At 61.0% G+C, this 14,053-nt stretch carries 12 protein-coding genes; 8 read left to right on the forward strand and 4 right to left on the reverse strand.

Features of this window, described 5'->3' with window-relative positions; all coding sequences use genetic code 11:
• Positions 1-56 precede the first annotated feature (56 nt).
• Positions 57-1,433, reverse strand: coding sequence for an L-serine ammonia-lyase (locus ACYZT8_RS04690; RefSeq protein WP_461979609.1), 1,377 nt, complete (start codon positions 1,431-1,433; stop codon positions 57-59).
• 135 nt (positions 1,434-1,568) lie between these two features.
• Here ACYZT8_RS04690 and ACYZT8_RS04695 point away from each other — a divergent pair, with 135 nt between their 5' ends.
• Entirely contained in the window at positions 1,569-2,516 is a 948-nt protein-coding gene (locus ACYZT8_RS04695; RefSeq protein ID WP_461979611.1) for a LysR substrate-binding domain-containing protein, read from the forward strand.
• A gap of 213 nt (positions 2,517-2,729) precedes the next feature.
• Positions 2,730-3,137, forward strand: coding sequence for an HPF/RaiA family ribosome-associated protein (locus tag ACYZT8_RS04700; protein WP_461979613.1), 408 nt, complete (start codon positions 2,730-2,732; stop codon positions 3,135-3,137).
• A 267-nt stretch (positions 3,138-3,404) separates the two neighbouring features.
• Here the strand turns inward: ACYZT8_RS04700 and fecA are convergent, their stop codons facing one another.
• The 3 genes from fecA to ACYZT8_RS04715 all read right to left on the reverse strand — a co-directional run bounded on the left by fecA (position 3,405) and on the right by ACYZT8_RS04715 (position 7,393).
• Positions 3,405-5,738: a TonB-dependent Fe(3+) dicitrate receptor FecA gene (gene fecA / locus ACYZT8_RS04705; protein WP_461979615.1), complete on the reverse strand. Its 2,334-nt coding sequence runs from the start codon at positions 5,736-5,738 to the stop codon at positions 3,405-3,407.
• 231 nt (positions 5,739-5,969) lie between these two features.
• Positions 5,970-6,908 carry a FecR domain-containing protein gene (locus ACYZT8_RS04710; protein ID WP_461979617.1) on the reverse strand — a complete coding sequence of 313 codons (939 nt, stop codon included), beginning with the start codon at positions 6,906-6,908 and terminating at the stop codon, positions 5,970-5,972.
• A complete protein-coding gene (locus tag ACYZT8_RS04715; RefSeq protein ID WP_461979619.1) occupies positions 6,905-7,393 on the reverse strand; it encodes a sigma-70 family RNA polymerase sigma factor in 489 nt (162 codons plus the stop codon). Before ACYZT8_RS04715 ends, ACYZT8_RS04710 begins: the two co-directional genes overlap by 4 nt.
• Before the next feature lie 178 nt (positions 7,394-7,571).
• Here ACYZT8_RS04715 and ACYZT8_RS04720 point away from each other — a divergent pair, with 178 nt between their 5' ends.
• The 6 genes from ACYZT8_RS04720 to ACYZT8_RS04745 all read left to right on the forward strand — a co-directional run bounded on the left by ACYZT8_RS04720 (position 7,572) and on the right by ACYZT8_RS04745 (position 14,004).
• Positions 7,572-7,877, forward strand: coding sequence for a DUF3649 domain-containing protein (locus tag ACYZT8_RS04720; RefSeq protein ID WP_461979621.1), 306 nt, complete (start codon positions 7,572-7,574; stop codon positions 7,875-7,877).
• On the forward strand, positions 7,874-9,454 hold the full coding sequence (locus tag ACYZT8_RS04725; protein WP_461979623.1) for a PepSY-associated TM helix domain-containing protein: 1,581 nt from the start codon (positions 7,874-7,876) through the stop codon (positions 9,452-9,454). The genes ACYZT8_RS04720 and ACYZT8_RS04725 overlap by 4 nt, the downstream gene beginning before the upstream one ends.
• On the forward strand, positions 9,455-9,778 hold the full coding sequence (locus tag ACYZT8_RS04730) for a DUF3325 domain-containing protein (protein ID WP_461979625.1): 324 nt from the start codon (positions 9,455-9,457) through the stop codon (positions 9,776-9,778).
• Positions 9,778-10,341, forward strand: coding sequence for an RNA polymerase sigma factor (locus tag ACYZT8_RS04735; RefSeq protein ID WP_461979627.1), 564 nt, complete (start codon positions 9,778-9,780; stop codon positions 10,339-10,341). The genes ACYZT8_RS04730 and ACYZT8_RS04735 overlap by 1 nt, the downstream gene beginning before the upstream one ends.
• A complete protein-coding gene (locus ACYZT8_RS04740) occupies positions 10,338-11,327 on the forward strand; it encodes a FecR family protein (RefSeq protein ID WP_461979629.1) in 990 nt (329 codons plus the stop codon). The genes ACYZT8_RS04735 and ACYZT8_RS04740 overlap by 4 nt, the downstream gene beginning before the upstream one ends.
• Before the next feature lie 247 nt (positions 11,328-11,574).
• Positions 11,575-14,004 (forward strand): TonB-dependent siderophore receptor, encoded by a 2,430-nt coding sequence (locus ACYZT8_RS04745; protein WP_461979631.1) that lies wholly within the window; start codon positions 11,575-11,577, stop codon positions 14,002-14,004.
• Positions 14,005-14,053 lie beyond the last annotated feature (49 nt).

The following is a 14,053-nucleotide window of genomic DNA, read 5'->3' on the forward strand; positions in this document are numbered from 1 at the left end:
GCCTCGTTATTGTTCTTGCTCGGGCTCACGTGTTGCGGGCGGTCAGGGAATGCTCCTCAGCACTCCACCCAGCTGACAGCCAGGCCGCCCCGTGAAGTCTCTTTGTATTTGTCGTGCATGTCGGCGCCGGTATCGCGCATGGTGCGGATCACCCGGTCCAGGGAGATGAAGTGTTTGCCGTCACCGCGCAGGGCCATTTGCGTGGCATTGATCGCCTTCACGGCGGCGATAGCGTTGCGTTCGATACACGGCACTTGCACCAGGCCGCCGACCGGGTCGCAGGTCAGGCCGAGGTTGTGTTCCAGGCCGATTTCGGCGGCGTTTTCCAGTTGCTCGGGCGTGGCACCGAGTATGTCGGCCAGACCGGCAGCGGCCATGGCGCAGGCGGAGCCGACTTCACCCTGGCAGCCGACTTCGGCACCGGAGATGGACGCGTTTTTCTTGCAGAGGATTCCTACGGCCGCAGCGCCCAAAAAGAACGCGACAACGTCATCATCCGACGCGTCCGGGTTGAATTTCATGTAGTAGTGCAGCACCGCCGGAATTATTCCGGCCGCGCCGTTGGTCGGCGCCGTCACCATGCGCCCGCCTGCGGCGTTTTCTTCGTTCACGGCGAGGGCAAACAGGTTGACCCACTCCATGGCCGACAACGTGGAAGTGATGACATTCGGTTTGCCGATTTCCAACAGGCTGCGGTGCAGTTTCGCAGCTCGACGGGGAACATTCAGCCCGCCCGGCAGGATGCCTTCGTGGCGCATGCCTTGCTCGACGCACTCGCGCATCACCGACCAGATGTGCAGCAAACCCTGACGGATCTCGGCTTCGCTGCGCCAGGCCAGTTCGTTGGCCATCATCAACTCGGAAACGCGCAGACCGTGCTGGTTGCAGAGTTTGAGCAGTTCGGCGGCACTGGAAAAATCGTACGGCAGCACCACGTCGCTGGCCGGCGCGATGCCGGACTCGGCTTCCGCCGCTTCGATGATGAAACCGCCGCCAATCGAGTAGTACGTTTGCTCCGACAGTTCTCCGGTTTCGCCGAAGGCTGTCAGGGACATGGCGTTAGGGTGGTAAGGCAGGCTCTCGTCGAGCAGCAGGAGATCGCGTTGCCAGTTGAAGGCGATGGTCTTTTGGCCGGCTAGAGGCAGTTCGCCGGTTTCGCGCAGGGTCTGGATTCGGCTATCGATGGTGGTCGGATCGATGCTGTCTGGCCATTCGCCCATCAGGCCCATGACGCAGGCTCGATCAGTGGCGTGGCCGACGCCGGTGGCAGAGAGGGAGCCGTAGAGGCGGATTTCTACCCGACGGACGGCGTCGAGCAAACCCTGTTCCATCAGTGCCTGGGCGAAAGTCGCCGCGGCGCGCATCGGGCCGACGGTGTGGGAGCTGGACGGACCGATGCCAACTTTGAAGAGATCGAAAACACTGATAGCCATGCTAAAGCCTATACAAGCAATGGAAGAGAAATCGCTGCCATTTTTGTAGGACAAGCGCAATGTCGGCGATACTGCCTACCTCGGTCCTACGTGACCAACGAAACTTCCTAAGACAGCCTTTAGCAGGACTAAACAATGAGTCGCCAATTGCATGCCCAGACTTACGTCTGGCTGCACGTGTTTTCCTGTGCCGCGCGGCACTTGTCGTTCACCCGTTGCGCTGAAGAGCTGCACATCACGCCGGGTGCCGTCAGCCAGCAAATCCGCCAACTGGAAGAACGGTTGGGTTTTCGACTTTTCCACCGCCGCGCTCGCGGTGTGGAATTGAGCGCCGAAGGCCAGCGACTGGCCATTACGGTCAACGAGGCTTACGGCAGCATCGACGCAGAATTGCGACGACTGGACGCGGGAATGATCAGCGGGATTCTACGGGTGCGTTCGATTCCATCGTTCCTGAGCAAGTGGCTGACCCCACGCCTGCCGCGCTTGCAGCAGCGCTTTCCGGACATTCAATTGCGCCTGGTGGCCGAGGACAGCAGCGTGCCGTTGCACGAGGGTGATTTCGACCTGGCGATCGACCTGAATGACGGCAGTTATCCCGGATTGTTATCCACAACCCTGTTGGACGAGCAGATCTTCCCGGTCTGCGCCCCGAGCCTGTTGCGCGGGCGTCCACCGCTGCACGGTCCGGCGGACTTGGTGCACTTTCCGCTGCTGCACGACATCACCGCCTGGCGCGGCAGTTACGAGTACGCGGAATGGGAGTTCTACCTCAACGCTATCGGCTTCGAAGGCGCCGACGTGCGGCGCGGACACACCTTCAATCGCAATCACCTGACCATTGAAGCGGCGATTGCTGGCATGGGGGTGGCGATTGCGCGGCGAACGTTGCTCAACGATGAGTTGGAGCGGGGGACGTTGATCGTGCCGTTCGGCCTGGCGGTGCCCAATCACAAGCGATACGTGCTGCTCTATGCGCCCGGCGCACTGAGCCATCCGGGCGTGCGGGCGGTGCATGACTGGCTGGTAGAAGAGGCGGGGGTTTTCCGGAGTCTGCACCCACTGGCGGAGCGGCAGATGTGAGCAATTGTGACTGAAGAGAGGGGCGATCCAACTCCCGACCTTAACAGCGCTTTTGGCGGTTGTCCGACTTTTTTTGCGAATCCATATTTATCTTTTTTTAGGGGTTGAAATGTTCTGCGCGCAGACCGATTGTGTAAGTAAGAGGTCACGGTGATGACGCCCAAGGGCTAGCCGATGTGCCTCTCGCAAGCTAGCTGAAATAAGGGATGAACTATGCAAATCCAAGTCAACAGCGATAACCATATTCAAAGCAGCATCCGACTGGAGGAGTGGGTACGTACTACCATTGAGAGCACGCTTGAACGTTATGAAGAGGACCTGACACGCGTCGAGGTTCATCTGAGGGACGAAAACGGCGACAAGCCAGGTCCCCATGACATGCGCTGCCAGCTGGAAGCGCGGCCAAAAGGCCACCAACCGATTTCTGTCACTCATAAAGCCGACACCCTGGAGCAAGCCATCGACGGTGCGGCGGAAAAACTTGAACACGCGCTTGAGCATCTGTTCGGCAAACTGCGGGGCAAACCACGTGCCGCTGTGGTGCCGTTCGAAAGGGCCACCGCTGACAAGCTGCTGGAAGACGAGTTTCTCGAGAACGAACAGGCTGCACAAAACGGCTGAAGCCTGATTCACTTTCTACCTTCCCACTGAAGACGGGCCTGCTGATGCAGGCCCGTTCTTGTTTGTACTGTTCACCAAATCCGCTGGCTCTACGATTACCTGTGGCGAGGGAGCTTGCTCCCGCTGGACTGCGGAGCAGTCCCAAAACCTGCAACCGAGTTTTATCAGGCAAACCATGTCAGCCGGTCTGCGACTGATTCGCAGCCGAGCGGGAGCAAGCTCCCTCGCCACAGGGGCTACGGCAAACTCAATGAATGTCGGCAGTAATCAAAACGCCACGGATGTCTGCACATAAACCGTCCGCGGTTCCCCCACGTACTTGCCCTTGTTGTTGTCATCAAACGACCGGGTGAAGTACTGGTGGTTGAAGATGTTCTTCACCCCCACCGCCACAGTCAAATCCTGCAATTTCGGCCCGAAGTCATAGGCCGCACGGCTACTGAACAGCATGTACCCGGGAATCTTTCCCGTGCTGCCGTCAGCGCTTTCTGCCGAGGTGTTGGCGTTGTCGGCAAACTGGTCGCTCTGGTAGCTGCTGTCCAGGTTCAGCTTCCAGGCGCCTTCGGTGTAACCCACCCCGATCGTGCCTTTGTGTTTGGAGGAGAACGGCACACGATTGCCCTTGTTCGGCCCGTCTTCGCGGATGGTTGCGTCCACATAGGCGTAAGTGGCGTACACATCGAAGCCTGCCAGCGACGGGCTCAAATCATCGAGTGAATAATTGATGCTGCTTTCAATGCCTCGATGACGCGTCTCGCCGCGGGCGATCACCGAATCGTTGGTCTGATTACTTTCGTATTGGTTGTCGAAGTTGATCAGGAATGCACCGATCTCGGCTCTCAGCGCACCGTTGTCGTAGCGAGTGCCCAGCTCCCAGGTCCGCGCCTTTTCCGGTTTGACTTCGCCGCTGGTCACCCGGTTTGGCATCTGGCTGTACTGCACGCTGCCGAACGAGCCTTCGGTGTTGGCGTAGAGATTCCAGGAGTCAGTCACGTGATAGAGCACGTTCAGCGCCGGCAGTGCGGTGTTGTAGTCGCCCTTGTACTTCACGTTCGTCAGGTTGTTGGTCTGCTGCGAATCGATCATCTCGTAGCGAATGCCTGGGGTGATCGTCCACTTGCCGATGTCGATACGGTCGTCGACGAAGAATGCGTTGGCCTCCGTGCCCCCACGGGTGTCGCGGTCATTGCGGCTGTTGGTGGTCGGGAAGGTATTGCTGGCGATCGGCTCGCGATAGCGCAGTTCGTGGCCGGCTTCGTTGATGTAGCGATAGCCGACGCCGACTTCATGGCTGGTCGGGCCGAGGTCAAAGCCTTGGGCGAAACGGGTTTCCAGACCACGCACCCAATACTCGCGCGGCGACAGTGACAGGAATGTGCCCTGATCCAGATAACCGCTGCGCAGGGTTTTGGTGAAGAAGGTGTTGGCGGTGAATTCGCGGCGATCTTCCTGATAGCGATAGCCGAAGTTGAACATGGTCCGGCGACCCCAGAACTGGTCTTTCGGGCGGGTCGACTGGTACGGATCGGCGTCGTAATCGGCAACGTTCAGACCGCCGGGCATGTCCGCCTTGCCTTCGTAATACTGAGCCATCGCGTTGAAGCTGTTGGCATCATCGAGCTGATACTTGCCCTTGAGAATCAGGTCGTCGATTTCAGTGTCGCTATGTTCACGCCAATCGCCGCCACGGGTGCCGGAATACAACAGCGCGCCGCCCAGACCGTTGTCGGCCGTGCCGCCAGCCAGCAAGTTGCCGGTGGTTTTGAAGCCGTCGTGACTGGAGGATGGGCTGGTCTCGGTCTGGAAACCGCCTTTCACGGTCGGCTCATCGGGAATCGCACGGGTCACGAAGTTGACCACGCCGCCGACGTTTTGCGGGCCGTAACGCACCGCGCCTCCGCCGCGCACCACGTCCACCGCATCCATGTTGCCGATGCTCACCGGGGCGAATGACAGCTGCGGCTGGCCATAGGGCGCGAAGGGCACCGGGATGCCATCCATCAACACGGTCGAGCGGGATGCCAGGCGCGGATTGAGGCCGCGAATGCCGAAGTTCAGCGCCATGTCATGGCTGCCGGTGCCGTTGTTGTCCGGCGCGTTCACGCCGGGAATGCGATTGAGCACGTCCTTGGCTTGGGTCGCGCCTTGTCGCTCGAACTCCTCGCGACGAATCACATCCCGTGCGCCGGGATGCTCGAAGACGTTGATTTGCGCCGCATCGCCGAGCCAGTCGCCGACCACTTTCGAGGTGTCCAGCTCCAGCGCGGTGTCGCCCGCCGGTTGCAGGCTGAAGGCATTGTCGCCCTCGGCGCGAGCTTGCAGGCCGGTGCCTTCGAGCAAAGCGTTCAAGCCCTGCGAAGGGGTGAAGTTGCCTTCCAGGCCACGACTCTGCACACCGCGGGTGACTTGCGAACCAAAGGTAATCAACACGCCGGCTTCACGGCCGAACTGGTTGAGGGCGTTTTCCAGCGAGGACGGTGCGATGTGGTAAGGCTTGGCATCGGCGGCGAGTGCGAGGGGCAGCACGCCGAAGCTCAGGCTGGCGCCCAGCAAGAGTTGGCGCAAGGTGCGGGCCAGCGGAGTGAGGCGGGTGGGGTGCATGGACGACGATCCTGAGAAGGTGGAATCAAGGGGGCTTTCCTTCTCTGTCACGCCAGATCTGAAAAACGGCTCACGCTGGATGAAAACTTTTTTGCTGGGCTGACACTGGCTGGCTTTTGTGGCGAGGGAGCTTGCTCCCGTTCGGCTGCGCAGCAGTCGTAAATTTGGGGCCGCTTCGCAGCCCAGCGGGAGCAAGCTCCCTCGCCACAGGTATTGTGTCGCGCTCCAGAATTACACCTTCGCCTCGACCGTCACCCAATACCGCGTAAAGCGCTTCACCTTCACCGGCAAGCTGATTTCCAGCAGATCAAGAATCCGCTCGCTGTCCTCCAGCGGATACGTCCCGGAGATCAACAAATCCGCCACCTTCGCATCGCACTTAAGCTGACCGCGACGATAACGCCCGAGCTCGTCGAGAAAATCCCCGAGGCGCATGTGCGCGGCCACCAGCATGCCGTCGGCCCAGGCTCCGCTGTTGGCGTCCAGCGGCAGCGGTTTGCCCACGCCTCGCGGGCCGAAACCCAACTGCTGGGCGGCTGGCAGTACCAGCGGCGTCCCACCGTCCGAGGTCAACTCGACGCTGCCCTCGAACACCGCCACCTGCGTCCGATCAGCAAACTGCCGCACGTTCAATCGCCCACCTTGGGTGGTCAAAACACCGTGCGCGGTCTGCACCTGATATGCCTGGGTGGCGGTCAACAGCAGTTCGCCCTCCAGCAAACGGATCAGCCGTTGCTGGCCCTCCAACCGCACATCCGCTGAACTCGCGGTATTGAGCTGCAACTGACTACCTGCGCCGAGCGACACCTTGCGCCGTTGACCGATGGGGCTGCGGTAATCAGCGAGCAGCGGCGGCAGCACGTTGTGTTCGCGCAGGCCCCAGGTGAGCGCAGAACCGGCGCCAAGAATCAGCAACAGTTTCAGCGCCTGACGTCGGCTGGCGGATTTCGGTGCATTGAGCGCCGCGTGGGCCAGCGGTGAGGACAAAGCGCGGAGTCGCTGATTGACCCGCTGCATATGTTCCCACGCCCGTTGATGTTCGCTGTGCGCATCGTGCCATTGCTGCCAGGCTTGTTGCTGACGCGGGTTCAGCGGGCCTTGCTGCATTTCCATCAGCCAGTGCACCGCCTGCTCGGCGACTTGGGAAGAAAAATCCGGAGTGCCGTTCATAGGGCGAAGTAGCAGCGCATGGCTGCTTTACTCAAATGGCGTTTGACCGTGGCGATGGAAATCCCCAGTTCGGCCGCGATCTGTGGATAAGTCAGGCCATCGACCTGCGCCAGCAGAAAGGCGCGTTTGACGAGTCGCGGCAAACCGTCCAGCAACTGGTCCAGCTCCATCAGGGTTTGCAGGATGATTGCCCGCTCTTCCTCGGACGGCGCGTAGACCTCAGGCAGCTGCGCCAGTGCTTCGGCGTAGGCGTGTTCCAGATCCTGACGACGGTAATGGTTGAACAGCACGCGTTTGGCGATCGTGGTGAGGAATGCTCGCGGCTCGATGATCTGCGGGGTTTCCCGCGCGGTGAGCACGCGAATGAACGTGTCCTGAGCCAGGTCAGCCGCGCTGTCCGGGCAGCCAAGCCTGCGCCGCAACCAACCGGTGAGCCAGTTGTGGTGGGCGTGATAGAGGACTTCGACGGGATTGGCGGGCTGCAACAGAACCACTCCGACACAAACGGATACGTTAGAGAACAAGAATTGTTCGCATTGTAGGGGTGTGCAACGCCCCCCGGCAATCGGATCTGTTTTGCGTATGAGAATATTTATCATTAATATTGCGCGCTTGCTGGCCCCGTGACCTTCACGCGGCCTCACCCGGTTTCAAGGTCGAAACATGAAAGGCAAAATCAGCACGCTCCCCGTTTCTTATCGATTGGCCGTCACTTCGCGCGTGCTGGCCGCGGTGTTGGGCGGCTACATCGTCGCGGCGCTGGCCAGCGTCAGCCTGAGCTTATGGCTGCCGATGGCCCGGGCTGAAGCGGTGGTGACCGGGATGATGACCTCGTTTCTGGTCTATCTGGTCGCAGTGCTCTGGTGTTTTGCCTGCCGCAGCGCGTGGCAGGCCTGGTTCGGGCTGATTGTGCCGGGCCTGGTACTGGCGGCGGTATCCGGTGTGGCGTATTGGATGGGCCACGCATGAAAGAGGGATTTCGTCAGGCGATGGCCTGGTTGCACACCTGGGCCGGGTTGATCTTCGGCTGGTTGCTGTTTGCGATATTCCTGACCGGCACGCTCGCCTATTTCAAGGACGAGATCAGTCACTGGATGCAGCCTGAAATCCCGGCGCGTTCGGTGACCTCCGAAGCCAGTCTGACGCTTGCGCAAAACTACCTTCAGCAACACGCACCGGGTGCCTCACGCTGGCTGATCGATTTGCCGAGTGCCCGAGAGCCAGGCCTGTCGGTGCGCTGGCAGCAGTCGCCGGCCAAACCCGGCGAGCGTGGGCGATTCACCGAAAAACTCCTCGACGCGCAAACCGGCAGCGAAGTGCAGGGCCGCGAATCCATGGGCGGCGACTTCTTTTATCGCTTCCACTTCCAGCTGCAAATGCCCTATCCGTGGGGCCGCTGGTTGTCGACCATCGCGGCCATGGTGATGTTCATCGGCCTGATCACCGGGATCATCACCCACAAGAAAATCTTCAAGGACTTCTTCACCTTCCGCCCCCGCAAAGGCCAGCGTTCCTGGCTGGACGGGCACAATGCGGTGGGCGTTCTGGTGTTGCCGTTTCACCTGATGATCACTTACAGCAGCCTGGTGATTTTCATGGCGATGGTGATGCCGGCGAGCATCCTGGCCTCGTACAAGGGTGATGCCCGCACGTTTTACGCGGAGGTGTTCCCGGCCTCCGGCACCCCCGAGCTTGCCGGCAAACCGGCTGAACTCGCGCCGATGGCGCCGCTGTTGGAGCGGGCGCGTGCGCAGTGGTCGGGCGGTCGGGCGGAACGTTTATCGGTGAACAATCCGGGGGATGCAAATGCCTCGATTGTTGTCTCAAGGGACGACGCCGACCGCGTGATTTATGACGCCAGCAGCGCGGTGACCTTCAATGGCGTGACCGGCCAGCAACTCAGCGCCACGCCGCAGCAACCGCTGCCGATGGCCATCGCCGGCAGTTTCTATGGTTTGCACATGGGACATTTCGCCAGCCCCGTGCTGCGCTGGCTGTACTTCATTTGCGGTTTGGCGAGCACGGCGATGATTGGTACCGGGCTGGTGATCTGGCTCGGCAAGCGCCAGCTCAAACATGCGAAAAGCGGCGTGATGCCCTTCGAGCTGCGGTTGGTGGAAGTGCTGAACATTGCCAGCATGTCCGGGCTGGTGGTCGCGGTGGCGGCGTTCTTCTGGGCCAATCGGTTGCTGCCGGTCGAGATGGCCACCAGGGCGGATTGGGAAGTGAACAGCTTCTTCATCGTCTGGGGCTTGAGCGTGATTCATGCGGTGGTGCGCCGAGGCCGCGTGGCGTGGGTCGAGCAACTGACCGTGGCCGCGGTGTTGTTCTGTGGCGTGCCGCTATTGAACGCACTGACCACGCCGTACCACTTGGGCGTGACGCTGGCGCAGGGTGACTGGACACTCGCCGGGTTCGATTTGACGTGCCTGGGCAGCGGCCTGTTTCTAGCCTGGGCTGCATGGAAAATGCAGCGCGCCGGGCAGAGCGTTCGCGTTGCCAAAGAACGAGCCCGACCGATCACGCTTGAGCAGAAGGTGAACTGAATGTTGTTGGCCCTGTTGCTCTGCTACGGCGGTTTCACCGCGCTGTGTTTATCGATGGATCGGCATCACGCCGAACTGCTGGGGCGCAAGTCGTCGGCTCGACGGCGCAAAACGTTCAAGCTGAGCGGCTGGTTGATGCTGGCGGTTTCGTTATGGGCGGCGGTGTCGAAAACCGGTTGGGGTCTCGGGTTGGTGGAATGGTTTGCGGTGTTGATGCTCAGCGCTTTGCTGCTGGTGTTGTTGATGCCGTATCGCCCCCGCCTGGCCCTGGCGTTGGCCGGGTTGAGCGTACTCGCCAGCCCCGTCGCCGTGTTTGCGCAGTGATGGTCACTAATCCCCCGGAATCCCGCGACGACGAACATGGAGGCGCCCGCGCGCATTTCCTCCAGGTGTTCCTGTCCCAGCGCTCGCAGATGGAAGCACTGGTGAGCAGGCGTGTCGGCTGCCGGGCGACCGCCGCTGATCTGGTGCAGGACTTGTTCCTGCGTTTCTGGCGGCGTCCGCTTGTGCAGGTCGAAGAACTCAGCACTTACCTGCTGCGTTGCGCCGGCAACATCGCCATCGACCATTTGCGCAGTGAAGGCACGCGGGTGCGGGTCAACGAAGGCTGGATGCCGGATCAGCCGGACAGCCAGGGCAGCGAACCACAAGCGGCGCTGGAGGCGGGTAACGACCTGCGTCATGTCGAAGCGGCGTTGCGCGCGTTGCCTGAGCGCACCCGGCAAATCTTTCTGCTCAACCGGATCCACGGGCGCAAATACGCCGAGATCGCCAAGGCCATGGGCCTGTCCCAAAGCGCCGTGGAAAAACATATGATGCGCGCCCTCGATGCCTGCAAGGCCAGCCTGCGGGAACCGCCAACGCGCACGCCAGGGAAAGCACCGTGAACCCACTCGACCGCGTCACCCCGACGCCCGCTCAGGAGCAGGCTGCACTCGCCTGGTTGAGCCTGCTGCACGATCAACCCAGCAGCGGCGATCAACTCACCTTCAGTCGCTGGTTGCAGGCCGATCCCGCCCACGCCGAGGCTTACGCCCAGGCGCAAGTGGTGTGGGAATTGAGCGAAGGGCCGGCGCGAACCCTGGCCGATGAAGAGGCGTTTGCCTTGCAGGGTTACCTCAATGCCATGAACCGTTCTCGTCGCTCCAGCGTGCGGCGCTGGTCTGGCGCGCTGGCCATGGCCGCGTGCCTGGTGTTGATGATCGGCCTCGGCGCAGGTTGGCAGCCGACGCGCTGGATCGATGATCTGGGGGCCGACTATGTGTCCGCGCCGGGAGAAATTCGCACCGTGACGTTGGCCGATCAGTCGCAAGTCACGCTGGATGCCGACAGCGCCATCGCCGTGGATTTCAGTCGCGGTGAGCGCCACGTCCAGCTGCGTCGCGGTGCCGGATTTTTCAGTGTGACCCACACGGGCGATCCGTTTGTGGTCGACGCTGAAAAGGGTCAGGCGCGGGTGCTCGGCACGCAGTTCGAAGTGCGCCTGCAACCCCATGGCGCGCAAGTCACGGTGTTGTCCGGACGGGTCGGCGTGATTGCGGACAAGCACGCCGAGCAGCAGATTCTCACCGCCGGTCAGCAAGTGGCATATGGCGAAGGCGCGGCGCAAAAGCTGCACGCGGTGGACAGCGAAGCGCAGCTGGCCTGGCGTCAGGGTTGGCTCAATTACTACAAGGCCACGCTGGCCGATGTGGTGCAGGACTTGGGGCGTTACTATCCGGGGCGGATTGTGTTGCTCAATGATGAACTGGCGGCGCGGCGAGTGAGTGGCAGTTTTCCGAGCAAGGACCCGCAGGCGGTGTTGGGTTCGTTGCAGGGGGTGTTGGGGTTTGAGCAGACCAGTCTGATGGGGCATCTGATTATTTTGCGTTGAGGCAACTGGCCTCATCGCGGGCAAGCCCGGCTCCCACAGGGATAGGTGTTGATCACAGAAATGTGGGTCCAACTTCAATCCCTGTGGGAGCCGGGCTTGCCCGCGATGACGGCAGATCAGGCACCACATCTCCCAAGGCAAAAAATTATTTTCAGAATTTTGATGAGGTAAACCCGACCCCCATCCGTGTAGTGACTGAAACTGCGAGTCATTCGCATCCCGTAGGTTCTACACAGGTCATTGAGCAATGAAGTCCAGGGCAAAATCGGGTTCGGTCAAACAGTGGTTGGGTGCTTCTGCACTGGGCATGTCGGCGTTGGCGTTACTGCCATCAAGCGTCGCATCGGCCGCTGAGGCTGCCAACACGCAGCAGCGCACGCAGTTCAGCTTCGCTATCGCTGCCAAACCGCTGCCCCAGGCCTTGAGCGACTTCAGCCGGGTCACCGGCATCAGCGTGGTCTACACCGATGAAGCGCCGTACGGTCTCATTGCCCCAGCGATCAATGGCCAGTTGAGCGCCGAGCAAGCCCTGCAGCGTTTGCTCAGCGGTTCGGGCTTCACCTTCCGCCGTAGCGATGCCCACACGCTGGTGCTTGAACCGGTGCCCACCGCCGGCACGTTGAATCTGGGCACCACGACGATCAACTCGGTGGCCGATCAATCCATGAGTTATCAGCCGCCGCCCACCAGTTCGGTGATGCGCTCGTCGGCCTTGCTCCAGGAAATCCCGCAGACAGTCAACATCATCCCGGCCCAGGTCATTCGCGATCAGGCACCGCGCAATCTGGATGACTCACTGGCCAACGTCAGCGGCATCACCCAGGGCAACACGCTGGCGAGCACCCAGGATTCGGTGATGACCCGCGGTTTCGGCGACAACCGCAACGGCTCGATCATGCGCGACGGCATGCCGATCGTGCAGGGCCGCGGCATGAATGCAACCGTGGACCGGGTCGAAGTCCTCAAGGGCCCGGCATCCTTGCTTTACGGCATCCAGGACCCGGGCGGCGTGGTCAACATGGTCAGCAAGAAACCCGAGCTTGAGCAATACAACGCCCTGACGCTGCGCGGTTCGACCTACGGCGACGGTAAAAACGGCAGTGGCGGCGGCCTCGACAGCACCGGTGCACTCGGTGACTCTGGTTTCGCTTACCGTATGGTGCTGGACCACGAAGATGAAGATTACTGGCGCAACTTCGGCACCCACCGCGAGACGCTGGTGGCGCCGTCGCTGGCCTGGTTCGGCGAAAGCACCACGCTGTTGTTCTCCTACGAACACCGTGAGTTCCTGACCCCGTTCGACCGTGGCACTGTCATCGATCCGCGCACCAATCACCCGTTGGATATCTCGCGCAATGAGCGCTTGGACGAGCCTTTCAACAACATGGAAGGCCGTTCGGACCTGTACCACTTCGAGGCCGATCACGAGCTCAACGACAACTGGAACGCCCACTTTGGCTACAGCTGGAACCGTGAAACCTACGACGCCAGCCAAGTGCGCGTCACCGCCATCGACACCCGACGGGGCACGCTGACCCGCAGCATGGACGGCACCCAGAACGCCATCAGCACTGACCGTTTCACCACCGCCAGCCTCGAAGGCAAGGTGAACGTTTTGGGCATGCAACACGACCTGGTGTTCGGCGTCGATGACGAATACCGCAAGATCTACCGCGAAGACCTGATCCGCCAGAGAAGCCTGAACACCTTCAGCTACGTCAACCCGGTCTATGGCCGCGAAGTCGCCGGCACCACTGTCAGCCCGGCCGACAGTGCGCAGACTGATGAGCTGCGCAGCGATTCGATCTTCCTGCAGGACTCGATTCACCTCACCGATCAATGGATTTTCGTCGCGGGCGCACGCTTCCAGGAATACGACCAGTACGCCGGCAAAGGCGTGCCGTTCAAGGCCAACACCGACAGCAACGGCCAGAAATGGGTGCCCCGCGCCGGTCTGGTCTATCGCTTCACCGATGAGCTGTCGTTCTACGGCAGCTACACCGAATCGTTCAAACCCAACTCGACCATCGCACCGTTGAGCGGCAGCAGCACCGTGCTCGACGGCAGCGTTGCGCCGGAAGAAGCCAAGTCCTGGGAAGTCGGCGCCAAGCTCGATATGCCGGGACGCGTGACCGGTAACGTCGCGCTGTTCGACATCAAGAAACGCAACGTGCTGGTGGCCAACTCCGAAGGCCCGGTGACGATTTACAGCGCCGCCGGCGAAGTGCGTTCCCGTGGACTGGAAGTGGATTTGAGCGGCCAGCTCAGCGACCGCTGGAGCATGATCGGCAGCTATGCCTACACCGACGCCGAAGTCACCGAAGACCCGGACTACAAGGGCAAAAAACTGCAAAACGTCGCGAAGAACAGCGGCTCGCTGTCGGCGGTCTACGACTTCGGCACCATCATCGGCGGCGATCAATTACGGGTCGGCGCGGGGGCACGTTATGTCGGCGAGCGAGCGGGTAACGCCGTCAACGATTTCGACCTGCCGAGCTACACCGTGGCCGATGCCTTCGCCACCTACGACACCAAGGTCGAAGGGCAGAAGGTCAAGTTTCAGCTCAACGTGAAGAACCTGTTTGACCGCACCTACTACACCTCGGCGGCGAGCCGGTTCTTTGTGTCGATGGGGGATTCACGGCAGATTTCGTTGTCGAGTACGTTGGAGTTCTGATGTCTGGTGCGGGTAATTTGAAAACTCGAGTAGCCCTTGTCGTTTTGGC

Source organism: Pseudomonas sp. LB3P93 (genome assembly GCF_054898025.1).